This is a genomic window from Cupriavidus sp. H18C2 (assembly GCF_049393795.1).
GTDB classification, from domain to species: Bacteria; Pseudomonadota; Gammaproteobacteria; order Burkholderiales; family Burkholderiaceae; genus Cupriavidus; species Cupriavidus pauculus_C.
Window position 1 is genome coordinate 235,221 of record NZ_CP186011.1, and the last position, 22,045, is coordinate 257,265.

Below are 22,045 nucleotides of genomic sequence, written 5' to 3' on the forward strand. Positions count from 1 at the left end.
GGTCACTCCAGCGTGAACCTTGCCTCCTTCACCGTCGCGGAGTCGAGCCCGACCTGGACGTTGAAGTCGCCGGGCTCGGCCACGTAGTCGAGCCGGGCGTCGTAGAACTTGAGCATCGCCTCGTCGATCGGGAATTCGACCACGCGCGATTCGCCCGGCGCCAGCATGACCTTGCGGAAGCCCTTGAGCTCCTTGAGCGGGCGCACCGTGGACGCCATCACGTCCTGCACGTAGAGCTGCACCACGGTCTCGCCCGCGCGGTCGCCGGTGTTGCGCGCGGTCACGCTGGCGGTCAGGCGGCCGTTGCGGGCCAGCTTGCCGGCCGACAGGCGGATGTCCGACAGGCTGAACGTCGTGTAGCTCAGGCCGTAGCCGAACGGGTAGAGCGGCCCGTATTCTTCCTCGAAGTACTGCGACGTGTAGTTGGGCGCCTTGCCCGGCGTGAACGGCCGGCCGATGCGCGGCGCGTTGTAGTACGTCGGGATCTGGCCCAGCGAGCGCGGGAACGTGATCGGCAGCTTGCCGGACGGGTTGGCGTCGCCGAACAGCAGGTCGGCGATGGCGTGCCCGCCCTCGGTGCCGGGGTACCACGCTTCCAGGATCGCGTCGGCGTTTTCCTTCTCCCAGTTGATCGTCAGCGGGCGGCCGTTCATCAGCACCACCACCAGCGGCTTGCCGGTGGTCTTGAGCGCCTTGAGCAGCGTGAGCTGGCTGCCGGTCAGCCCCAGGCTGGAGCGGCTGGACGCCTCGTGCGACATGCCGCGGGTCTCGCCCACGGCCACCACGATCGTGTCGGCGCCGCGCGCCACGCGTACCGCTTCCTCGATCATGTCGCCGGCCGGGCGCTTGTCCTGCACCACTTCGGGGTTGTCCCAGTTCAGGAAGTTCAGATAGCCCACCACGCGCGGGTCGTCGGTGATATTGGCGCCGCGCGCGTAGACGACCTGGCCCTTGCCGGCCAGCGCGTCGCGCATGCCCTGCAGCAGCGTGACCGACTGTTTGGCCACGCCCGCCGCCGACCAGCTTCCCATCATGTCGATCTGCGCGTCGGCCAGCGGGCCGATCACGGCCACGGTGCCGGCCTTCTTCAGCGGCAGCGTGCGGTTGCGGTTTTCCAGCAGGACCATCGACTTGCGCGCGGCGTCGCGGGCCTCGGCGCGGTGCAGGCGGCTGTCGGCGTTGACGTCGGCCGGGTCGGTCTGCGCGGTGCCGATGCGGCGGAACGGGTCATGGAACAGGCCCATGTCGTACTTGGCGCCCAGCACCTCGCGCACGGCGTCGTCGAGCAGCGCCATCGGCACCGCGCCGGACTTGACCAGCGTGGGCAGCTGCTCCAGGTAGCGCGTGTCGGCCATGCTCATGTCGACGCCGGCCTCGATGGCCCGCTGCGCGGCCTCGCGGCCGTTGCTGGCCACGCCGTGGCGCAGCAGTTCGTCGATCGCGCCGTGGTCGCTCACGGTCACGCCCTTGAAGCCCCATTCCTTGCGCAGCAGGTCGCGCAGCAGCCACTTGTTCGACGTGGCCGGCTGGCCGTTGACCGAGTTCAGCGCGATCATCACGCCGCCGGCGCCGGCATCCAGCCCGGCCCGGTAGGGCGGCAGGTAGTCGTTGTACATGCGCTGCGGGCTCATGTCGACGGTGTTGTAGTCGCGTCCGCCTTCCACGGCGCCGTACAGCGCGAAATGCTTGACGAAGGCCATCACGCTGTCCGCGTTGGCCGGCGAGCTGCCCTGGAAACCCTTGACACTGGCCCGCGAGCACTGCGAGACCAGGAAAGGATCTTCGCCAAAGCCCTCGGACGTGCGGCCCCAGCGCGGGTCGCGCGAGATGTCGACCATCGGCGCGAACGTGGCGTCCAGTCCGTCGGACGCGGCCTCCAGGCCAGAGATGCGCGCGGCCTGCTCCACCACGCCCATGTCCCAGCTCGATGCCAGGCCCAGGCTGATCGGGAAGATGGTGCGATGGCCGTGCACCACGTCGTAGGCAAAGAAGATGGGAATCTTCAGGCGGCTGCGCGTGGCGGCTTCCTGCAGCGGGCGGTTGTCCTTGCGCGTGACCGAGTTGAACGTGCCGCCCACGCGGCCGGCCGTGATTTCCTCCATCAGCTTCGCGGCCGGCATCTCGGGGCCGATGCTGATCAGCCGGAGCTGGCCCACCTTCTCGTCGAGCGTCATGCGGGCGACGAGGTCGTTGACGAACGCCTGCTTGTCGGCCAGGGCGGGCGCGGCGGCGGTGGTGGCAGTGGCAGTGGCGGCGGGCGCGGCGCCGGCAAACAGCGGCGCGCAGGCAAGGCTGGCCGCGGCGGCCAGCAGGGAAAGCATTCGCATTGTTCGTTGTCTCGGATGGGCGCAGCGCCGGGATGTTCGCCCCGCCATGGTGCGGCAGGGCCGAATGCCCGACTGTCGCCGCGTGTCTGACAGGCGCGTCAGGCGAAATCGGTTATGTTTCTGAACTGCGCCGCAAGTTTACAGCCTTACCGTGCCGGGAATGGCTTGTTTGTGGCTTTTTCCCCATTCCAACCGCTGTCAACCTGGAGATCGCCTGGTGGTTACTGCCTTCGCCGCGCGTCGCGTCGCATCGTTTCGTAACAGGATGCAAATTGTCTTGCCGGGCCTGGCCCTGGCCGGCTGCCTGGTCGGTATCGCCCCGGCGCACGCCTTTTCCCTCGATGACGTGACGGCGCGCGCCCGCAAGCTGTCCGAGCAGCCGTACGCGGCGCCTGCCAGCAACCTGCCGCCCGTATTCGCCCAGATGCAGTTTGGCGACTACATCAAGATCCAGCCGAAGATGGAGAACGTCGAGTGGAAGGGGCAGGGCACGCCGTTCAAGCTCGGCTTCTACCACCAGGGCATGCATTTCAGCACGCCGGTGCGTATCAACGAGATCGTCGATAGCCGCGTGCAGGAGATCAGGTACGAGCCCAGCCGCTTCGACTTCGGCGACCTGAAGCTCGACAAGGCCGCCACCAACAAGCTCGGCTACGCCGGCTTTCGCGTGCTGTACCCGATCAACCGCGCCGACAAGCTCGACGAGGTCATGAGCGTGCTGGGCGCCAGCTACTTTCGCGTGATTGGCAAGGGCCAGGTGTACGGCCTGTCCGCGCGCGGGCTGGCGATCAACACCGGGCTGTCCGAGCCCGAGGAATTCCCGGCCTTCCGCGAATTCTGGATCGAGCGGCCGAAGCCCCAGGACAAGCACCTGGTGTTCTACGCGCTGCTGGACTCGCAGAGCGCCACGGGCGCCTACCGGTTCGAGCTGCGGCCCGATTCGGACGCGGTGCTCAAGGTGCAGGCGCGCGTGTTCATGCGCGGGCCGGTCAAGAAGCTGGGCATCGCGCCGCTGACCAGCATGTTCCTGTTCGGGCCGCAGCAGATGCGCGACGCCAACAACTTCCGCCCGGCGCTGCACGATTCCAATGGGCTGTCGATCCACACCGGCAGCGGCGAATGGCTCTGGCGCCCGCTGAACAACCCGCGCTACGTGGCGCTGAGCATGTTCCAGGTGGACAACCCGCGCGGCTTCGGCCTGATGCAGCGCGGCCGCGACTTCGCGCAGTATGAGGACCTGAAGGACCGCTACGACCTGCGCCCCAGCGCCTGGATCGAGCCGCAGGGCGACTGGGGTCGTGGCAAGGTGGAACTGGTGGAAATCCCCACGCCGGACGAGACCAACGACAACATCGTGTCGTTCTGGACGCCCGACCAGTTGCCGCCCAAGGGCACGCCGATCAAGGCCGACTACACGATCCACTGGACCATGGACGAGCGCGGCGTGTTCGCCAAGGACCTGGCCTGGGCGCGCCAGACGCTGCGCACGGCCGGCGAGATCACGCAGAAGAACCTGATCCGCCATCTGGACGGCAGCCTGGGCTTCGTGATCGACTTCGAGGGCGGCCCGCTGGCCAGCCTGCCGGCCAATACGCCGGTGCAGGCCCAGTTCAGCGTGGGCGACAACGCCGAGGTCATCGAGAACGTGCTGCAGCCGAACCCGGTGACCAAGGGCTATCGCGTGACGCTGCGCATCAAGGTCAAGGACCCAGGCAAGGTGGTGGAAATGCGCGAGGCGCTGGTGGTCAACGGCAAGCCGGTCAGCGAGACCTGGAGCTACCAGATCCCGCCGGGCACCGCGCACCTGCCCACGCCGACGCAGGCGGCGAAGTAACGCCGCGCCCGCCGCGCCCGTCGCAAACGCCGCACAGGCAAGCCCCCGGACCGCTCAGCGGCCGGGGGCTTTTTCACGCAGGGGATTTAGCAGGTGCTTCAGGCCGTTGTGGTCGAGTTCGTGCATCAGCGCCAGCAACCGGCCGATTTCGCCGGGCGGAAAGCCCTCGCGTGCAAACCAGTTCAGGTAGTTGCCGGGCAGGTCGGCGATGACCGTGCCCTTGTGCTTGCCGAACGGCATCTCGCGGGTCACGAGCAGGCGCAGCGCGTCGTGGTCTGCCAGCATGGCGGAGGCTCCGGATCCAGGGAGCCGGCATTGTAGCGCCGCCCATCCGCTGGCACGCCGCCGCGGCCGGGACACAGGCCGCCCGCGAGGCGCGCACGCCACAGGCGCCCTGGCCGCGCCGCCTCGGCGGCGGGGCGCGGGAAACTTACCGGCCGCCCCGGCCGTCGAAGCGGGATTCACCACGATCCGGGCCCACCCCATGCGCGTCCTTTGCTCCTTTGGCATCCTTCTTCTTGCGGCACTGGCGCAGGGCTGTACCACGGTCTCGGAGACCGGCGAGCGGCAGTCCAGCGTTACCGCCTACGGCACCGTCGATGCCGGTGTCAGCGTGACGCGCGACCGCTAGGCGCCCGGCGCGCCCGATGCCAGGTGCGCCGCGTAGCCGGTCTGGTCCGGCGCGATGTCGGCCCGCAGCGTCAACGCCGGAATCTCGTAGGCGCCGCCGTTCTGCGGACGGAAGGGCAGCGGCGCGGCCGTGAACAGGTCGTCCAGCCGCTGGCCCAGCGCCTCGGTGGTGGCCGCAAAGCGCGCCGCATCCATCTTGCCGGCGCGATAGACCACGAACGGCGGCACCACGTCGAAGCCGGGGTAGTACAAGATGCCGTGATGGATCGGGAACAGGATGTCGTCCATCGGCCCGTTGATGCCGCGCGCGCTGTAGTGCGATGCCCAGCCGCCGGTCGTCACCACCAGCATCGCCCGCTTGCCTGCCAGGTTGCCCTCGCCATACCGGTCGCCCCAGCGCGCGTCCGAATGCTCGCCCACGCCGTAGGCAAAGCCGTACGCATAGACGCGCTCGACCCAGCCCTTGAGGATGGCCGGCATCGAGAACCACCAGAGCGGAAACTGCAGGATCACGGCATCGGCCCAGCGCAGTTTTTCCTGCTCGGCCGCGATGTCGGGGCTCTGCAGCCCGTTGGCGAACGCGAACTGCGAGTCGAGCGAGGGGTGGAACGGCGCGTCGCCGGGCCGCCGGGCCAGCGCGTCGCCGGCATCGAGCGGCGCCTTCCATTGCATCGCGTAGAGGTCGGACACCTGCACGCGGTGGCCGGCGTCCTGCAGCCGCTGCACGGCGAAATCACGGAGCGACCCGTTCAGCGACGTCGGTTCGGGATGGGCGTAGACGATCAGTACGTTCATGGCTGCCTCCTGCAAGGCGAATCGATGGGGATGGCTGCAGGATAGGGACGGCCACGGTAGGAGAAATGAATTGTCGGGATAGCAGGTATTATCGAAGCCTATGCCAGGCCCCCTCGATACCGCCATGATCAACCTGCGTCGGCTCGACCTGAACCTGCTGGTCACCCTGGATGTGCTGCTCTCCGAGCACAACGTCACGCGTGCGGCCCAGCGCCTGCACTATTCCCAGCCTTCGGTCAGCGTGCATCTGGCCCGCCTGCGCGAGATCTTCGACGATCCGCTGCTGCTGCCGGGCCCGCGCGGCATGCGGCCCACGGCGCGCGCCGAATCGCTGCGCGAGCCGTTACGCGAGGCGCTGGCCGCGCTGGAGCGCGCGGTGTCGCCCGAGCAGCCGTTCGACCCCGGCGCGGCCACGCACACCTGGCGCATCGCCGCCAGCGACCACAGCGAATTGACCGTGCTGCTGCCCGCGTTGGCCACGCTGCGTCAGGCGGCGCCCGGCACGCGCGTGGCCGTGGTGGAGATGGTGCCGTCCCGGCTGGCGCGGCAGGCGGAGCAGGGCGACATCGACCTGGCCTTCCACACGACCGAAGGCGCGCCGGCCGCGCTGCATCGCCAGTCGCTGTTCACCGAGCGCTACGTGCTGGTGGGCCGCGTGGGCCATCCGCGCCTGAAACGCAAGCCCACGGCCGCGCAGTTCTGCGCGCTGGAGCACGTGATCGTGTCGCCCGATGGCGGCGGCTTCCTTGGTGTCACCGACGAGGCGCTGGCCGCCGTGGGGCTGTCGCGTCGCGTGGTGCTGTCGGTCCCGCATTTCCTGTATGTGGCGTCGGTCGTGGCCAGCACCGACCTCGTGGCCATGCTGCCGGACCGGCTGGTGCGCGACAACGCCGCGCTGCAGGCGGTGGACGCGCCCGTGGACGTGCCCGGCTACGAGATGTCGATGCTCTGGCACGAGCGCGCGCACCGCGATCCCGCGCACCGCTGGCTGCGCGAGCAGATCACGGCGGCGGTGGCGTAGCGCGCGCGGCGCGGGCCGCCTTCGTCAACTAGTTGCAGACGATGCCCGGCACCGGCTTGCCCGAGTTGGTGAAGCCGCGGCAACTGTCGCCCGCCATCAGCGGCGCATCACCCGACTGCAGCGGGGCCATGCGCAGCTTGCCGGCCACGGTGCAGCAGCTTTGCGGCACGCTGACCTGCTGCTGCGCGCCCTGGGCCTGGTGTTGCGGCGACATCTGCGCGGGCGGTGGCGATGCCGGCTGCGGCGCGGGTTGCGGCTGCACCTGCGACGGCGGCGATTGTGGCGATACGGGCGACGGCGCCGGCGATGCCTGCGGCGCAGGCTTGGGCGAGAGCCGGATCGTCGGCAGCGGCTTGGAAGCCGGGGCCGACGAGCCAGACGAGGTGGACGACGACCCCGTGGCGGCCGGGCTGTCCGAGCCGTCGGCATCGGCGGCCATGCATACGCCCTGGTTGCATATGCGGTCGCCCTTGCATTGCATGTCGTGCTGGCAACCCTGCCCGAAGGCGGGGACGGTCCAGGCCAGGCCAATGGCCGATAAAAGCAGTGCATTCCGCAGGGACATATCCCCTCCCACACGACGATACGCGCGGCATCCGGCACCGTGCTTCGTGGGCTCGATGCCCGGGCGCCGCATGTCTTCAGCATAGGGCGGCCATCGCGGCGCCCGCAATGCTCGTTGTGCCCTATCCCACAGTGCCAGGGGCCCCAGTGGATACCTGCGGATACAGTACCTGCGCGCAGGGGCTTTGCGGCGCGCCCGGCAGCGTCCGCCGTTTTGGCCCACAATAGCGCCCTCGCGCGTAGGCGTGCCGCCCCGGCGGCACTGCGTGGTACTACGCAGCCGAACGCAACGCATCGCCGCAACCGGAGCACGCTGGAGCCCCCGAGGCAGGACGCAAGATCCCGCCCGCCAGTGCGCGGCGCCGCCATGAAAAATATTGCCTGCTTCTCGCCTCATGACCGCTCCTTCCGGAAATTTTGACAACCTTCCCGATCTGCCGGGCTCGTCCACGGCCGACGCGCCGCGCGACCGTGCCGCCGACCGCCGTGCGCTGCTGGCGCTGGGCGTCGGCAGCTTTGGCATCGGCACCGGCGAATTCGTGATCATGGGCCTGCTGCCCGACGCCGCCCGCGACCTCGCCATCACCATCCCCGAAGCCGGCCACCTGATCAGCGCCTACGCGCTGGGCGTGGTGATCGGCGCCCCGCTGCTGGCCGTGCTGGGCGCGCGCTGGCCGCGCCGCAACCTGCTGATCGCGCTAATGGCGTGGTTTGCCATGGGCAACGTTGCCAGCGCGCTGGCGCCGGACTACCTGTCGATGCTGGCGCTGCGCCTGCTGACCGGCTTTCCGCATGGCACCTACTTTGGCGTGGCGGCGCTGGTCGCGGCGAGCCTGGTGGCGCGGGAACGCCGCGCGCAGGCGGTGGGGCTGGTCATGCTCGGGCTGACCGTGGCGACGCTGGTGGGCGTGCCGATCGCGGCCGGCATCGGCGCGTGGCTGGGCTGGCGCGCCGCGTTCATGATCGTCGGCGCCATCGGCGCGCTGACGGTGCTGCTGGTCTGGCGCTGGGTGCCGTTCGTGCCGGCGGATCGCCACGCCAGCCCGCTGCGCGAGCTGTCCGCGCTGGCGCGCAAGCAGGTGTGGCTGACGCTGGGCATCGGCGCGATCGGGTTTGGCGGCATGTTTGCCGTGTTCAGCTACGTCAAGCCGACGATGCTGGAGGTGGCGCACCTGCCGGCCAGCGGCATTCCGGTCGTGCTGGCGCTGTTCGGCGTGGGCATGGTGGCGGGCAACCTGGCTGGCGCCAAGCTGGCCGACCGCGCGCTGATGCCGACTGTCGGCGGCGTGCTGGTCTGGTCGGCGCTGGTGCTTGGCGCGTTCTTCTTCACGGCGCACCACGCGTGGCTGGCGTCGCTGAACGTGATGCTGGTGGGCACGGCCGTGGCACTGGGGCCGCCGCTGCAGATCCGCCTGATGGACGTGGCCGGCGACGCGCAGACGCTGGCTGCCGCGCTGAACCACTCGGCCTTCAACCTGGCCAACGCGCTGGGCGCGTGGCTGGGTGGCGTGACCATCGCCGCCGGCATGGGCTGGACGTCGACGGGCTGGGTTGGCGCGCTGCTGGCGCTGGGCGGCCTGGCGGTGTTTGCGTGGTCGCTGGCCAGCGCGCCGCGCCGCGACGTCACGGTGCCGGCGTAGCGCCGGCCGCCAGCCGGTGGGCCGCGTGCTCGCGCGCCGCGGCGTCGATCACGCGGTGCACGAATTCGAGCTTGGCGACCACCGTCGGCGATAGCGTGAACGGGTAGCTGTCCGGCGCGCCAAGGCTGCGGTTCAGGCTGTTGAGCACGTAGGTCAGCGGAAACCAGCGGTTCATCAGGCTGCGGAAGCTGGCGTCCTCCACCGGCGTCTGGTCGGTCAGCGTCGGCTCCTGCGGGCTGTCGGGCTTGAGCACGAGCCCGCAGGACACGGCCGTGTCGAGCGTATCGACCATGTGCAGGTAGTGCGCCCAGGTCTCGGCCCAGTCTTCCCACGGATGCATCGTCGCGTAGGCGCTGATGTACGACGCCTGCCAGTCGGGCGGCGCGCCCTGTTCATAGTGGCGCTTGAGCGCCTGGCCGTAGTCGGCGCGTTCGTCGCCGAACAGCTTGCGGAATGGCTCCAGCCGCCGCGTGTCGGCAATCAGCAGGTTGAAGTAGAAATGCCCCACCTCGTGCCGGAAGTGGCCGAGCAGCGTGCGGTACGCCTCGCCCATCTTGTTGCGCGTCTGCTCGCGGTGCGTGTCGTCGGCCTCGGCGATGTTGATCGTGATGCGGCCGTTGTCGTGGCCGGTCATCGCGCGCGAGTGGGGGCCGGCATCGGCCAGGAAGTCGAACTGCAGGCCGCCCTGCGGATCGTCGCCGCGCGAGATCACCGGCAGGCCCAGCGACAGCAGCGTATAGAGCAGCCGCCGCTTGGCAGATTCCAGCCGGTACCAGTACAGCCGGTTGCCGGGCACGTCGAGGTTGGGGATCGTGTGCGTGAGCTGGCAGGCGTCGCACAGGGGGCTGGGGTCGCCGGCCGGCACCATCCAGTTGCAGACCGCCTCGGCGCGGTAGTTGTGGCAGCGGCGGAACATCTGGTCCGGGGCGTCCGGACGCAGGCTGCGCCAGCCGCTGTCGTCGTCGCCCTCGAACGCGGCAATCTGCGAGATGGCCGGGAGGAAGCCCAGCGTCGCCTGGCAGCGCTCGCAGGCGACGTTTTCGAAGAACACCAGGTTGCCGCAGCGATTGCAGTGGAAGGTCTTCATGGCGCCGGCCGGGGGCTGGGCAGATTGGGCACGATGGGCTGATCGTGCCCCGGCGCGGGCGCCCGTGCAACCGGGCGCCGTCCTACAACCGCGGGGTGGGGGTCAGAAGAACGACGAGTCGTCGTCCTGGCCGGCATCGACGTAGTCGTCCAGCCCGTTGTCGAGGTTGCCGTTGTCGGCCAGCAGCGCGTTGTCCCGCTGGCCGCCCGAACCCGCGTCATCGCCGTAGAAGTTGTTGACGACGGTCTCCGAGCCAGAACCCGACCCCGAACCCGAACCCGACCCCGTCTGGTTGCCGAAGAAGCCGCCGCCGCCGTTGCCGTGGTGGAACAGGTTCTCGATGCCCTGGAACAGCATCGCGCCGCCGGCCACGCCGGCCGCCGTGGTGGCGATGGTGCCCAGCGTGCTGCCGAATCCGCCACCCAGGAAGCCGGGGCGGGCCGCCTGCGCCGGCTGCTGCGCCATCGGCGCCTGGCCCGGCGCGGCCTGGTAGCCGGCCGGCGGGTACTGCGGCGCCGGCTGGTAGGCCGGGGGCTGCGGCGCGCGGCCGGCGCTGTGGCCCCACGCGTTGTCGTTGTCGACAAAGCTCCGGCCTGCGCCGCCCTGGGCGGCCTGCAACTGGTTCTGCAGCGTCACGATCTGGGCCTGGGCGTTCTGCAGCGCGCGGTCCAGCAGCATCGACCGCTGCACCAGCAGGTAGGCGGCGTCGGGCTGGCGGGCCGCGGCGTCGGCGATCATCGCGGCGGCCTGCGGGTCCTTGTCGTCCACGCGCGCCTGGGTCAGTTGGGTCAGGAAGGCTTCCAGGGCCTGCACGTCTTGGGGAGTCATGGCATCACCTCTTGCGGTTCGGTTGCGTCGTTGCGGTACGGCTCCAATCTAGGGCCGAAGACTTAAACGAGACTTAAGGCGAAACTTAGCGGCAATCGGCCCGCGCCGGGGCTACACTTTTGTTTCGAATGATCTCGCCACGCAACATTTCATGTCCGCCCTGCGCACCCTCTACCCCGACATCGAACCCTACGAGACCGGCACGCTCGACGTGGGCGACGGCCATGTGCTGTACTTCGAGCGCGTGGGCACGCGCGGCGCCAAGCCGGCCGTGTTCCTGCACGGCGGCCCGGGCGGTGGCATCTCGCCCGACCACCGGCGCCTGTTCGACCCCGCCCGCTACGACGTGCTGCTGTTCGACCAGCGCGGCTGCGGCAAGTCCACGCCGCACGCGTCGCTGGAGGCCAACACCACCTGGCACCTCGTCGACGACATCGAGCGGCTGCGACAGTTGATCGGCGTGGAACAGTGGCTGGTATTCGGCGGCTCGTGGGGCTCCACGCTGGCGCTGGCCTATGCCCAGACCCACCCGCGCCGCGTGAGCGAACTGGTGCTGCGCGGCGTGTACACGGTGTCGCAGGCGGAGCTGGACTGGTACTACCAGTTCGGCGTCTCGGAAATGTTCCCGGACAAGTGGGCGCGCTTCCAGGCCCCGGTACCCGAGGCCGAGCGCGGCGACATGATGGCCGCCTACCGCCGGCTGCTGACCGGCGACGACCGCGAGAAACAGCTGGCAGCGGCCCGCGCCTGGAGCGTCTGGGAAGGCGAGACCATCACGCTGCTGCCGAACCCCGACAACAGCGCCAAGCACGACGAGGGCCATTTCGCGCTGGCCTTCGCCCGCATCGAGAACCACTACTTCACGCACCGTGGCTGGCTGGAAGATGGCCAGCTGATCCGCGACGCCCACAAGCTGGCCGGCATTCCCGGCGTGATCGTGCACGGCCGCTACGACATGCCGTGCTCGGTGCGCTACGCCTACGCGCTGCACCAGGCCTGGCCCGACGCCGACTTTCACCTGATCGAGGGCGCCGGCCACGCCTGGACCGAGCCCGGCATCATGGACCAGCTGCTGGCCGCCACGGACCGCTTCGCCACACAGCCGAACGGCTGATGCCGGGCGGGCGGGGCGGCCGGTCGAGGAAATCGTCTATCGGCCGGAAAGCCCGTGGCGACCGCACGATCGTGCGCCTATACTGACTTTCTGTTGCGCTGCAGCAATGTCTGCTTTTGCATCTTTTGCGAAAAGGGCGGGCGTCGCTGTTGCGGTGTCCGAAGTCAGAGTTGGAGAGCACCATGGTTCCTTGCGAACTCTGCAAGAACCTGCTGGGTCGTCCCGGTCATGTTCCGCCCCATCCGCGCCTGGCCAGGTCAGGCGAGACGCAAGTTCACGCCGGCCGGCAGGTCTTTGTCTACACCTGCCAGCACTGCCACCAGAAGGTCGTCCTGTCCACGCACGACGATGGCGCCGACTACTGGACCGGCCACGCGCCCGGCACGCACTAGCGCCGGGCCGCGCGCTCAGGTGCCCAGCGCGGCCGCCATGTTCTCCACCCGCAGCGTCTGCGGCTCGGACAGCGAGATATTGGCCGCCCGCAGCCGCTTGAGGATATCGAACAGCAGGTCGCTCTTGGTGCCGGCCGCGATGCGCGGGCTGGATACGTAGCCCGTCACGCTCAGCGTGATGCCATTCGGCGCCAACTGGCTGAACGTGACCGACGGCGCCGGGATGTCGAGAATGGTGTCGTTCTCGCGGTAGACGTCGAGCAGCAGGTCGCGCACCGCCTCGGGGTCGGTGTTGAGCGGGAAGGTGAGCTGCAGCGTCGCCACCCCCTGCGTGCTGTTGCTCATCGTCACGTTGCGCACGTTCTGCGAGATGAGCTGCGAGTTCGGCACGATCACCGTGGAGCGGTCGCCAAGCTGGATTTCCGTCGCCCGCACGTTGATGCGGCGGATGTCGCCCTCCACGCCGGCCAGGCTGACCATGTCGCCCACCTTGACCGGGCGCTCGGTCAGCAGGATCAGGCCGGACACGAAGTTCTTGACGATTTCCTGCAGGCCAAAGCCGATACCGACCGACAGCGCGCTGACGATCCACGCCAGGTTTTCCCACGTCACGCCCAGCAGCGACAGCGTCAGCAGCACCAGCAGCACGTAGCCGACGTTGCTGAACAGCGTGATCAGCGACGCGCGCAGGCCGGGCTCCGAGCACAGCTTGGGCAGCAGTTCCGCGTCCAGCCAGCGGCGCACGGTGCGCAGCAGCCAGATGCCGACGATCAGCGCGATCACGGCGTTCAGGATGCGGTCCGGCATGATGTTCATGCTGCGCAGCTTCTCGCCGCCCAGCACGGTCAGCAGGCTGTTCAGCAGGTCTGCCGGCGTGGTGCCGAAGCCGCCGGTCAGCAGCGCCAGCACGGCCAGCAGCAACAGCACGCTGGCGCCCAGGCCGGACAGCACGGTCGACACCTGCTCCAGATGGCTGTCGCCCACCCCGAACAACTGCTTGATGATGCGCCCGCTGCGGTGGTTGGCCGAGAACAGCGCCTCGCAGACGTCGCGCGTGAGCTGGGTCAGCAGGTACAGGCTGCACAGCACGATGTCGAACCAGACCAGTTCGTAGGTCAGGAATCGCGCAAAGCTGATGTAGCCGATCAGCAGCGCCACGAACGACACCGCCACGATCACCGTGACGGCGGCGTGGATCAGCCCGGCCAGCGTGGCGCGTTCCTCGGGCCGCTCGCCGGCCGCCACCAGTTCGCTGCGGACCTTGTTGGCGCGCAGCAGCGCCGCGCCAATCGTCAGCACCACCACCAGCGACACCAGCCCCCGGCCCAGCAGCGTGACCTGCACCGTGGTGTCGGCCATGCGATTGAGCTGCTCCAGCGTGCCCGCCAGCAGCAGCAGGCCGGCCAGCACGGTCGGGAACGGCTTCATCGCCAGCGCCACGGGATCGGCCAGCGCGGGCAGCCGCCAGCTCGGATGCCGGGTGCACAGCAATGCACGTCCCAGGCCGGCGATCAGCGCGCTGGTCATCGTCAACTTGGCGATCTCGTTCATCAGGTCCTGCAGCGCCGGCGCGATCTCCTCGCCGCCCGTGAACGCCGCATAGACGATGCGCACCGCGAAGGCGGTGGTGACGACCGTGGTCAGCGCCGTGGCCAGCGCCAGCGCACTGCGGCGCAGGCGGGTCTCGGGCAACTGCGTCAGGCAGAACCACGCCAGCCCGCGTTCCAGCAGCCGCCGGCCCAGCGACCAGACGGCCAGCGCCACGGCCAGCAGGATCAGCGTCTTGCCGCGGTTGGACGGGTGCCAGGCGTCGCGGATCATCGGCCCGATGTCGTCGGTGAAGTTGCCCAGCCGTTCCTTGTCTTCGTCGGACACCTTGAACAGCGGCGTCCAGAAGGCCGGATTCAGGATGCTGTCAGAACGCAGCGCCAGCTGGTCCTTGAGCCGGCTGCGCTGGAGCTTGGCCAGCTGGTCCTGCAGGTGGGCGATGTTGTCCTTGCTGTCGGCCGCCTGCTTCAGTTCGTCGTCGAGCTGCGCCACGCGGGCCTTCAGCTCGGCGCGCTGCCTGACCACGGCCGGCGCTTCCTTGGTGGTGCCGGCCTCGGGCGGCGGGCCCAGCAGGTCCACCTGGGCCTGCACCTGGGCGCGCTGCGGCGTCAGCGACGCGGTCAGCTTGTCGACATCCTCGTCGAGCGTCTTCAGGGCGTCGTTGAGGTCGCCAAGCTTGGTATTGCCCGACGCGCTGGATGCCTGCTGCTTCACACGATCCTGCTCGGATTGCAGGCGCTTCAGTTCGGCAACGGCTTCGGCGTGGGTCAGGACGGGGATTTGCTGCGCTTCGGCCTCGGAGGCCGGATCGGCGGCGAATGCCGGCACCTGGAGCAGTGCGGCAATGACAAGGCTCATGACGAGCCAGATGATTCTGCGCATGAGGGGGGGCGCGGTGGTTGACCGGCCCGGCAGTATAAAAGCCGCCCTTTCAGCGCCCGGTGTACAGTACGCCTTCCACTGCACAGCCTCACATGCTGTTACATAAAACGGCGCCCACAGCGCTTTTTCTCGGGAGGTTTGCTCTCATCGCCCACATCGCGGGAGAGAGGCCGGGGAGAGGGCAAAGCCGTTTCATCACCCGCCACGCATCATGAAGTTCACCGTCCCCCTGGCCGTTCTGCTCGCCCTTCCAACCACCCCCACCCAGGCCGCCGATATCGAGAAAGGCCGCCAGATCTTCACCACCCGCTGCGCGTCGTGCCACCAGGTCGGCCCCTCCGCCCGCGCCGCCTTTGGCCCGCACCTGAACGGCATTTACGGCCGCAAGGCTGGCAGCACCGCCGACTACCGGTATTCCGAGGCGATGAAAACGTCAAACGTGGTCTGGAACGACGAAACGCTGCGAGCCTTCGTCAAGTCGCCGGACAAGGTCGTGCCGGGGACGAAGATGCGTTTCTGGGGGATGGGGAATGCGGGACAGGTGGAGGATTTGCTGGGGTATTTGAGGGGGCAGGTCGGAGACCGGTGAAGAGGCTTCAGAAAAGAAAAAACCCCTGGGGAAAGGCCAGGGGTTTTTTGCAGGCTAAGGCTATCGTGCGACTTACGCGCCGCCCGTGCCCGTGCCCGTGCCGGTGCCGGTGCCGGTGCCCGTGCCGGTGCCGGTGCCCGTGCCGTTACCATTAGTCGCCGGGCCGCAGCCGGCGGGAGCGTAGCTGGTCTTCCAGTTCTGAGAGCCGCCTGCTGCGGTCGTGCACTTCCAAGTACCCGTCTTGTCCCGGGCGAGGGTAACCGTAGCGCCCGACACAGCCTTGCTGGCATTGCCGCCAATGGTCGCGGTATAGGTAAACGAACCGTCCGCTCCCGGCGCGATAGCCGTGGCAAACGGGTTCGCCGCCACCAACGTAGAAGTGACGTAACCCACGTCATCCGACGAAACGCTCTGGGCACCTTGATTCAGCCGGTCTTCGATTGCCGTCTTATACGCCGAGGTTTCGCTGACCACACGCGCGACCTGCGTCTTCGCCACGTAATCCTGATATTGCGGAATCGCAATAGCAGCCAGGATACCGATGATCGCGACCACGATCATCAGTTCGATCAGCGTAAAACCCTTCTGGACCCGTTGGATTCCCATCCGTGCTTTTTTCATGGAATTGACCCCTTTGATTAATTTGGAAACAGCAGTTGCTGTCGGGTGCATAGAGAGCAACAGGTGTGCCAGCCCTGAAACGGGCCAGAATTCGTAGAAATGTGAGAATTCTTGTCACCTGTAACCAGATGTATCTGTCAAAAGTTGTCACCCCACTCTGGGAGGGAGCGACTCAAGAAACACCTGGTGACGGTTTTTGTCAGCGGGAGGTGGCGATTAAACCGCCTGCGGCGCCCATTTAACGCGGCTGAAAGACGATCACGGCCATGCCGGCGACCGCGATTGTGACACCTGTCACATCCCAGACCGTGGGCCGCAGGCCGTCGACGAGCCAGAGCCAGCCGATGGCCACTGCTATATAGATACCGCCGTAGGCGGCGTAGACCCGGCCGGAGGCGTCCGGGTGCAGCGTCAGCAGCCAGGCAAAGACCGCCAGCGAGATGGCGCCGGGAATCAGCAGCCAGGGGCTGCCGTGCTGCCGCAGCCAGAGGTAGGGCAGGTAGCAGCCGAGGATTTCGGCCAGCGCGGTCAGCAGGTAGAGGGCGATGGTTTTCATAGGGTTGTGGCTTCTATCAAGCGGCGTCTGGCATTGGGTGCGCAAACCGGAAGCAGGCAGGCGCCATCAACTGACCGCCCGCTGCAGCGCCGCCACCAGCGGCAGCACCAGTTCATTGGCTTCCGACTCCCGGCGCCACATCACGCCCACGGGCGGCAGGTCCCAGCTCAGCGAGAACGGTAGTGCGGCGGCGTCGCCCAGTTCGATCAGTTCGGCGGCCACGGCGCGCGGGACGATGGTGATGGCGTCGGGCTGGCTGCGCAGCAGCGTGGCCATCGGCTTGACCGAGTAGGTCTCCACAATCGGCAGCGGCGGCGCCACGCCGGCCACCGCGAACATCGTATTGATCGTGCGGCGCACCGGGGTGTGCGGCGGCGGCAGGATCCAGTCGAGTTCGGCCAGCCGCTTCCAGTCCAGCCCGCCGCGCGCCAGCCGCGCCTTGGCCCGCGACGGTACCACGAGCACCGGCTCTTCGCGGTAGAGCGGTTGCTGGGCGATGTCCTCGCCGGCCAGGTAGAACGACCGGGCGATGGCGCAGTCGAGTTCGTGCTGCCGCAGCGCGCCCACCAGTTCGTCGGTGGTCCCCTCGCGCACCAGCACGGTCAGGCGCGGCGACTGGTCCAGCGCATAGGCCAGCGCCGCGTCCAGCACCGCCCGCGCCGTGTACGGAATCACGCCCAGCCGCAGCCGGCCGCGCTTGCCAGCCTCGATCACGGCCAGCTGGCGGCCCAGCGCCTCGGCGTCGGCCATCGTCATCCGGGCGTGGGTCAGCACGGCCGCGCCCGTGGCGGTGGGCTCCAGCCCGTTGCGCGTGCGCGTAAACAGCGGCGTCATGAAGATGTCCTCGATCTCGCGCAGTGCCTTGGTCACCGCCGGCTGGGACAGGTTCAGCTCGGCCGCCACGCGCGACACCGAGCGCTGGCGCTCCAGCGCCAGCAGCAGCGGCAAATGACGCAGGCGCAGGCGCGACACGATCTGGTGCAGCAGCTTGTCGGTGGCAATCGGCATGGGAAGGCGGTCCGGGCAGGTATAACCAGATGGTAATACAACGATAAGAAATTCGATGTTGGCAGTTATCCCGGCTGCCTATACTCGAATCACGTTGCAAATGCCTGCAAAAGGAGTCATTCCCTCATGTTCACGACACGCCCCGAGATCGTCGGCACCTTCGGCGTCGCCGCTTCCACCCACTGGCTGGCCACGCAGACGGCGATGGGCGTGCTGGAACGCGGCGGCAATGCCTTCGACGCGGCGGTGGCGGCGGGCTTCGTGCTGCAGGTGGTGGAGCCGCACCTGAACGGCCCCGGCGGCGAGGTGCCGATCCTGTTCTGGAGCGAAAAGGACCGCGCCGTGCGCGCGGTCTGCGGCCAGGGCCCGGCCCCGGCGCTGGCCGACCCCGAGGCACTGCGCCGCCAGGGTATGGAACTGATGCCCGGCATCGGCCTGATGCCCGCCACGGTGCCCGGCGCGTTCGGCGCATGGCTGACGATGCTGCGCGACCACGGCACGTGGTCGGTGGCCGACGTGCTGGCGCCCGCCATCGGCTATGCGCGCAACGGCTTTCCGCTGGTGCCGCGTATCTCGCAGGCCATCCTGGCCGTCGAGTCGCTGTTCCGCGACGAATGGCACAGCTCGGCCGATACCTGGCTGCCCGACGGCAAGGTGCCGCGCCCCGGCGCGCTGCACACGCTGCCGGTGCTGGCCGATACCTACACGCGCGTGGTGGAGACCGCCATGGCCGCCAGCGACAGCCGCACCGGCCAGATCGACGCCGCGATGCAGTGCTGGTACCGCGGCTTCGTGGCCGAAGCCATCGACGCCTACTGCCGCGACACCCCCGTGCGCGACACCACGGGCGAAAAGCACACCGGCCTGCTGCGCTACGACGACCTGGCGGGCTGGACGCCCACGGTCGAGGCGCCGGTCTCGCTGGACTTTGGCCGCTACGCGGTGGCCAAGTGCGACATCTGGAGCCAGGGGCCGATGTTCCTGCAGCAGCTTGGCATGCTGCGCCACGCCGGGCTGGACGCCCACGCCCCCACGTCGCCCGAATTCGTGCACAAGATTGCCGAGGCCGCCAAGCTGGCGATGGCCGACCGCACCGCGTGGTACGGCGATCCGCTGTTCACCGACAGCCGCCTGCGCGCGCTGCTGGACCCGCAGTACCTGGCCGCGCGCGCCGCGCTGATCGGCGACCAGGCGTCGACGGCGATGCTGCCCGGCGCGCTGGGCGGCCTGGCGCCGCGCATGCCGGACCTTGGCGTGGCCGAGCGCACGCTGGCCGTGGCCGACACGCGCTTCGGCATCGGCGAGCCCACGTTTGCCGCGCTGCCGCCGGTCAGCGAATGGGCCGAGCGCGAGGTCTTTGTCGGCGATACCTGCCACATCGACGTGATCGACCGCCACGGCAACATGGTGGCGGCCACGCCGTCGGGCGGCTGGCTGTCGTCGAGCCCGACCATCCCGTCGCTGGGCTTCGCGCTGAACACGCGGCTGCAGATGACGTGGCTGGAACCGGGGCTGCCCAACACGCTGGCACCGGGCAAGCGCCCGTGCACCACGTTGTCGCCGTCGCTGTGCCTGCGCGATGGCGAGCCGTACATGGTCTTCGGCACGCCCGGCGGCGACCAGCAGGACCAGTGGTCGCTGGCGTTCTTCATGCGCCACGCGGTGCACGGCATGAACCTGCAGGAGGCGATCGACGCGCCCGCGTGGCATATCGACCATTTCCCGCAGTCGTTCTGGCCGCGCCAGACGACGCTGAACCGCATTACCGTCGAATCGCGCTTCCCGGCTGCCACCGTGGACGCGCTACGCGCGCGCGGGCACGAAGTTCGCGTGGGTGAAGACTGGTCGGAAGGCCGCATGTCGGCCTGCACGCGCGAGCGCGACGCGCGCGGCCGGCTGGTGCTGCGTGCCGGCGCCAACGCGCGCGGCATGCAGGGTTACGCAGTGGGCCGCTAAAGCCCGATTACATCGAGAAGTCCGAAGACAGAAGGGGAGTTGCATCATGAGGTCCGTATTCAAGAGCCTGCTGTGCGGTGCCGCCGCACTGGCGATGTCGTTCGCCGGCCACGCCGGTGCCGCCGACGCCTATCCGGCCAAGCCCGTCACGCTGATCGTGCCCTGGGCCGCCGGCGGGTCCACCGACATCCTGGCGCGCGTGCTGTCCGAGCACCTGACGAAGTCGCTGGGCCAGCCGGTGATCGTCGACAACAAGCCCGGTGCGTCGGGCAACATCGGCTCGGCCATGGTCGCGCGCGCCCAGCCGGACGGCTACACGCTGCTGATTGGCTCGATGAGCACGCACGCGATGAACCCGGCGCTGATGGCCAACATGCCGTTCAAGGGCGTGGACGACTTCACACCGCTGGGCCTGCTGGCCTACGTGACCAACACGATGGTCGTGAATCCGTCGGTGCCGGCCAGCAACGTCAAGGAACTGATCGCCTACGCCAAGGCCAACCGGGGCAAGCTGGCCTACGCCAGCGCCGGCCCGGGCTCCACCAACCACCTCAGCGCCGTGCTGTTCGAGAAGATGGCCGGCGTGCAGATGCTGCACGTGCCCTACAAGGGCGGCGCCCCGGCCGTGGTGGACACCGTGGCGGGCCAGACCCAGTTGCTGTTCTCGGCCGGCACGCAGACGTTGCCGCACGTGAAGGGCGGCAAGCTGAAGCTGCTGGCCGTGACGGAGGCCAAGCGCTCGCCGCTGCTGCCCAACGTGCCGACCGTCGGCGAGACCATTCCCGGCTACGAGCTGTCGGTCTGGTACGGCGCCTTCGGCCCGAAGAACATGCCCGCCGACCTGGTGGCGCGCCTGAACCGCGAGATCAACCGCGTGATGACGCTGCCCGAGGTCAAGGCCAAGATGGATGCCATCGGCGTGGAAACGGCCACGTCGACGCCGCAGGAATTCGGCAAGATCCTGCGCCGCGACGCGGACCGCTACGGCAAGCTGATCAAGGACCTGGGCATCCACGGGGAATGAGGATGGAAAGCGTGGATTCGCTGGGCCACTGGCAGGCGCACCTGCACCCGCTGTTCGACCGCCTGCGCGCGGCCGCCACGCCGCAGGCCGTCATGGACGCGGTGGGCCAGGCCACGCTCGACATCGTCGGGCCGGGCCTGCTGACCATCAACGCCTGGGACGTGCCGACCCGCGAAATCCGCCGGCTCTGGTCGTCGGACCCGGCCGCGTATCCGGTGGGCGGCAAGAAGGTCAAGGGCGACACCGCCTGGACCCGCCAACTGCTGGAACGCGGCGAAGTCTTCGTCGGCGAAGGCGACACGGCCCTGGCCGCCGTGTTCGACGACATCGCCACCATCCGCAACCTGGGCCTGAACGGCGTGGTCAACGTGCCGCTGTGCCACGGCGGCACGGTGATCGGCACGTTCAACTACCTGGCTGCAGTGGAGACGTGGACCGCCGAGGACCTCACCGCGCTGCGGATGCTGGCGCAGTGGGTGGCCGGGGCGGTGCGGGAAGCGACAGGCGGGTGAGACCGCGACAGCTTTTTCTCCCCTCTCCCGCCCGCGGGAGAGGGGCCGGGGGAGAGGGCACCGAGGTGCAATTTGCGACGTGTCCCCGCCAGTACCCCCGCCAGCGCATCCGCCCACCCCTCAACCCCAGCTCCCCGTCGCCAGCGCCTGCGGTGACGCGCCGTCCGGGTCGATGTCCCAGCGCAGCGGCAGCGCCGAATCGCGGCGGATGACCTGTTCCGGCACAAAGCGCCACAGCCGCTGGGCGCCCTCGAAGCGGGCGATGTCCGGCGAATCGGTCAGTACCTCGGCGCGGCCGGTCATCTGCAGCAGGTCGCCCGTTGCGTAGCTGACGAATACCAGCCCCGCCACCGGGTTGGCCACGATATTCCCCAGCGTGTTGAAGAACGTATTGCCGGCGAAGTCCGGGATGGTCAGGCCGCCGTCGTCGTCCACGCGGACAAAGCCGGGCTTGCCGCCACGGTGCGACACATCCACCTGGCGCTGGCCGTCCGGCAGGTCGACATAGGTCGCCACGAAGAACGAGTCGGCGTGGCGGATCAGCGTGCGCGCGCGGGGGTCCAGCGCGTCCAGCACCTCGGGTGCCACCGGGGCCGGCGTGCCGGCGTCGCGGATAAAGATCGGCGCCCGTTTCTGGATGTACTGCGGGCAGTTGCCAAAGCTCTGGCCCACCGCCACATGAAAATGCCCCGCGTCGGCGCGGTGCACGGCGCCGTTCATCCGGTTGCGCCGCCGCGTGGCCGGCTGGATGCCGAGCAGGCCGATGGCGTTGCCGTCCTCCATGCCCGCGTCGGCCGGGTCGTCGGCGTCGCGCACCAGTGTCACGTCCAGCCGGCGCGGATCGGGCGAATGCAGGAAGCCCGGCTGGCCGGCGCGCACCGTGGCCCACGGACGGCCATCGGGCGCCACCGTGCCGATCACGATCGACGGCAGCATCGCAAAGAAGTCGCGGTGCTGGTCCGGCATGTAGTCGCGCACCACGCGCGGCCCCACTTCGGCCAGCCGCGTCTCCACGCCGATGCTGGCCTGGAGCTGGCGTTCGCCGGTATGCCAGGGCGTACCGGGCTGGATGGCGGCGTGGGCGGCGGGATGCGGGGTCATGGCGGGCTCCTTCGGC

21 protein-coding genes are annotated in these 22,045 nt (G+C 68.9%); 10 read left to right on the top strand and 11 right to left on the bottom strand.

What is annotated here, in order from left to right; all coding sequences use genetic code 11:
* Positions 1 to 2: 2 nt before the first annotated feature.
* Complete coding sequence (bglX, locus tag EPAKOI_RS17695; RefSeq protein ID WP_423194534.1) at positions 3 to 2,321, bottom strand: beta-glucosidase BglX; 2,319 nt, start codon at positions 2,319 to 2,321, stop codon at positions 3 to 5.
* A gap of 271 nt (positions 2,322 to 2,592) precedes the next feature.
* On the opposite strand from bglX, the gene EPAKOI_RS17700 reads away from it, so the two are divergent.
* Positions 2,593 to 4,161, top strand: coding sequence for a glucan biosynthesis protein G (locus EPAKOI_RS17700; RefSeq protein ID WP_313839522.1), 1,569 nt, complete (start codon positions 2,593 to 2,595; stop codon positions 4,159 to 4,161).
* Between the two features lie 54 nt (positions 4,162 to 4,215).
* Here EPAKOI_RS17700 and EPAKOI_RS17705 read toward each other — a convergent pair whose 3' ends face one another.
* Positions 4,216 to 4,446: a DUF3820 family protein gene (locus tag EPAKOI_RS17705; RefSeq protein ID WP_124685447.1), complete on the bottom strand. Its 231-nt coding sequence runs from the start codon at positions 4,444 to 4,446 to the stop codon at positions 4,216 to 4,218.
* A 199-nt stretch (positions 4,447 to 4,645) separates the two neighbouring features.
* Here EPAKOI_RS17705 and EPAKOI_RS17710 point away from each other — a divergent pair, with 199 nt between their 5' ends.
* Positions 4,646 to 4,792, top strand: a complete 147-nt coding sequence (locus EPAKOI_RS17710; RefSeq protein WP_423194141.1) for a hypothetical protein — start codon at positions 4,646 to 4,648, stop codon at positions 4,790 to 4,792.
* On the opposite strand, the gene EPAKOI_RS17715 is transcribed toward EPAKOI_RS17710, so the two are convergent.
* Positions 4,789 to 5,586 carry an NAD(P)H-dependent oxidoreductase gene (locus EPAKOI_RS17715; protein WP_423194142.1) on the bottom strand — a complete coding sequence of 266 codons (798 nt, stop codon included), beginning with the start codon at positions 5,584 to 5,586 and terminating at the stop codon, positions 4,789 to 4,791. The genes EPAKOI_RS17710 and EPAKOI_RS17715 overlap by 4 nt on opposite strands.
* 124 nt (positions 5,587 to 5,710) lie before the next feature.
* On the opposite strand from EPAKOI_RS17715, the gene EPAKOI_RS17720 reads away from it, so the two are divergent.
* Positions 5,711 to 6,607: a LysR family transcriptional regulator gene (locus EPAKOI_RS17720; RefSeq protein ID WP_423194143.1), complete on the top strand. Its 897-nt coding sequence runs from the start codon at positions 5,711 to 5,713 to the stop codon at positions 6,605 to 6,607.
* Positions 6,608 to 6,635: 28 nt separating this feature from the next.
* On the opposite strand, the gene EPAKOI_RS17725 is transcribed toward EPAKOI_RS17720, so the two are convergent.
* Entirely contained in the window at positions 6,636 to 7,172 is a 537-nt protein-coding gene (locus EPAKOI_RS17725) for a hypothetical protein (protein WP_423194144.1), read from the bottom strand.
* 394 nt (positions 7,173 to 7,566) lie between these two features.
* On the opposite strand from EPAKOI_RS17725, the gene EPAKOI_RS17730 reads away from it, so the two are divergent.
* Positions 7,567 to 8,811: an MFS transporter gene (locus EPAKOI_RS17730; RefSeq protein ID WP_423194145.1), complete on the top strand. Its 1,245-nt coding sequence runs from the start codon at positions 7,567 to 7,569 to the stop codon at positions 8,809 to 8,811.
* On the opposite strand, the gene EPAKOI_RS17735 is transcribed toward EPAKOI_RS17730, so the two are convergent.
* Together EPAKOI_RS17735 and EPAKOI_RS17740 are read right to left on the bottom strand one after the other, a co-directional pair.
* A complete protein-coding gene (locus EPAKOI_RS17735) occupies positions 8,795 to 9,898 on the bottom strand; it encodes a zinc-binding metallopeptidase family protein (protein ID WP_423194146.1) in 1,104 nt (367 codons plus the stop codon). The two genes, EPAKOI_RS17730 and EPAKOI_RS17735, sit on opposite strands and share 17 nt — an antisense overlap.
* Positions 9,899 to 10,000: 102 nt before the next feature.
* Positions 10,001 to 10,726, bottom strand: a complete 726-nt coding sequence (locus EPAKOI_RS17740) for a DUF2076 domain-containing protein (RefSeq protein WP_423194147.1) — start codon at positions 10,724 to 10,726, stop codon at positions 10,001 to 10,003.
* Positions 10,727 to 10,877: 151 nt separating this feature from the next.
* On the opposite strand from EPAKOI_RS17740, the gene pip reads away from it, so the two are divergent.
* Both pip and EPAKOI_RS17750 read left to right on the top strand, forming a co-directional pair.
* Positions 10,878 to 11,840 carry a prolyl aminopeptidase gene (gene pip, locus EPAKOI_RS17745; protein ID WP_423194148.1) on the top strand — a complete coding sequence of 321 codons (963 nt, stop codon included), beginning with the start codon at positions 10,878 to 10,880 and terminating at the stop codon, positions 11,838 to 11,840.
* A gap of 182 nt (positions 11,841 to 12,022) precedes the next feature.
* Entirely contained in the window at positions 12,023 to 12,232 is a 210-nt protein-coding gene (locus EPAKOI_RS17750; protein WP_124685439.1) for a hypothetical protein, read from the top strand.
* Between the two features lie 15 nt (positions 12,233 to 12,247).
* Here EPAKOI_RS17750 and EPAKOI_RS17755 read toward each other — a convergent pair whose 3' ends face one another.
* The gene (locus EPAKOI_RS17755) at positions 12,248 to 14,662 is read right to left on the bottom strand and encodes a DUF3772 domain-containing protein (RefSeq protein ID WP_423194149.1); all 2,415 of its coding nucleotides are present in this window, start codon (positions 14,660 to 14,662) and stop codon (positions 12,248 to 12,250) included.
* Between the two features lie 211 nt (positions 14,663 to 14,873).
* Between EPAKOI_RS17755 and EPAKOI_RS17760 the strand changes: the two genes are divergently transcribed.
* Entirely contained in the window at positions 14,874 to 15,251 is a 378-nt protein-coding gene (locus EPAKOI_RS17760; protein WP_423194150.1) for a c-type cytochrome, read from the top strand.
* A 72-nt stretch (positions 15,252 to 15,323) separates the two neighbouring features.
* Here the strand turns inward: EPAKOI_RS17760 and EPAKOI_RS17765 are convergent, their stop codons facing one another.
* The 3 genes from EPAKOI_RS17765 to EPAKOI_RS17775 form a co-directional block, all read right to left on the bottom strand.
* A complete protein-coding gene (locus EPAKOI_RS17765; RefSeq protein WP_423194151.1) occupies positions 15,324 to 15,872 on the bottom strand; it encodes a pilin in 549 nt (182 codons plus the stop codon).
* A gap of 238 nt (positions 15,873 to 16,110) precedes the next feature.
* A complete protein-coding gene (locus EPAKOI_RS17770; protein WP_124685436.1) occupies positions 16,111 to 16,428 on the bottom strand; it encodes a YnfA family protein in 318 nt (105 codons plus the stop codon).
* Positions 16,429 to 16,494: 66 nt separating this feature from the next.
* The gene (locus tag EPAKOI_RS17775; protein ID WP_124685435.1) at positions 16,495 to 17,436 is read right to left on the bottom strand and encodes a LysR substrate-binding domain-containing protein; all 942 of its coding nucleotides are present in this window, start codon (positions 17,434 to 17,436) and stop codon (positions 16,495 to 16,497) included.
* A gap of 126 nt (positions 17,437 to 17,562) precedes the next feature.
* Between EPAKOI_RS17775 and EPAKOI_RS17780 the strand changes: the two genes are divergently transcribed.
* From EPAKOI_RS17780 to EPAKOI_RS17790, 3 genes are read left to right on the top strand one after another with little or no spacing between them, the layout of a single operon-like run.
* Positions 17,563 to 19,392, top strand: coding sequence for a gamma-glutamyltransferase family protein (locus EPAKOI_RS17780; RefSeq protein WP_124685434.1), 1,830 nt, complete (start codon positions 17,563 to 17,565; stop codon positions 19,390 to 19,392).
* 46 nt (positions 19,393 to 19,438) lie between these two features.
* On the top strand, positions 19,439 to 20,416 hold the full coding sequence (locus EPAKOI_RS17785) for a Bug family tripartite tricarboxylate transporter substrate binding protein (RefSeq protein ID WP_423194152.1): 978 nt from the start codon (positions 19,439 to 19,441) through the stop codon (positions 20,414 to 20,416).
* Positions 20,413 to 20,928: a GAF domain-containing protein gene (locus EPAKOI_RS17790; protein ID WP_423194153.1), complete on the top strand. Its 516-nt coding sequence runs from the start codon at positions 20,413 to 20,415 to the stop codon at positions 20,926 to 20,928. Before EPAKOI_RS17785 ends, EPAKOI_RS17790 begins: the two co-directional genes overlap by 4 nt.
* Before the next feature lie 120 nt (positions 20,929 to 21,048).
* On the opposite strand, the gene EPAKOI_RS17795 is transcribed toward EPAKOI_RS17790, so the two are convergent.
* A complete protein-coding gene (locus tag EPAKOI_RS17795) occupies positions 21,049 to 22,029 on the bottom strand; it encodes a pyridoxamine 5'-phosphate oxidase family protein (RefSeq protein WP_423194154.1) in 981 nt (326 codons plus the stop codon).
* Positions 22,030 to 22,045 lie beyond the last annotated feature (16 nt).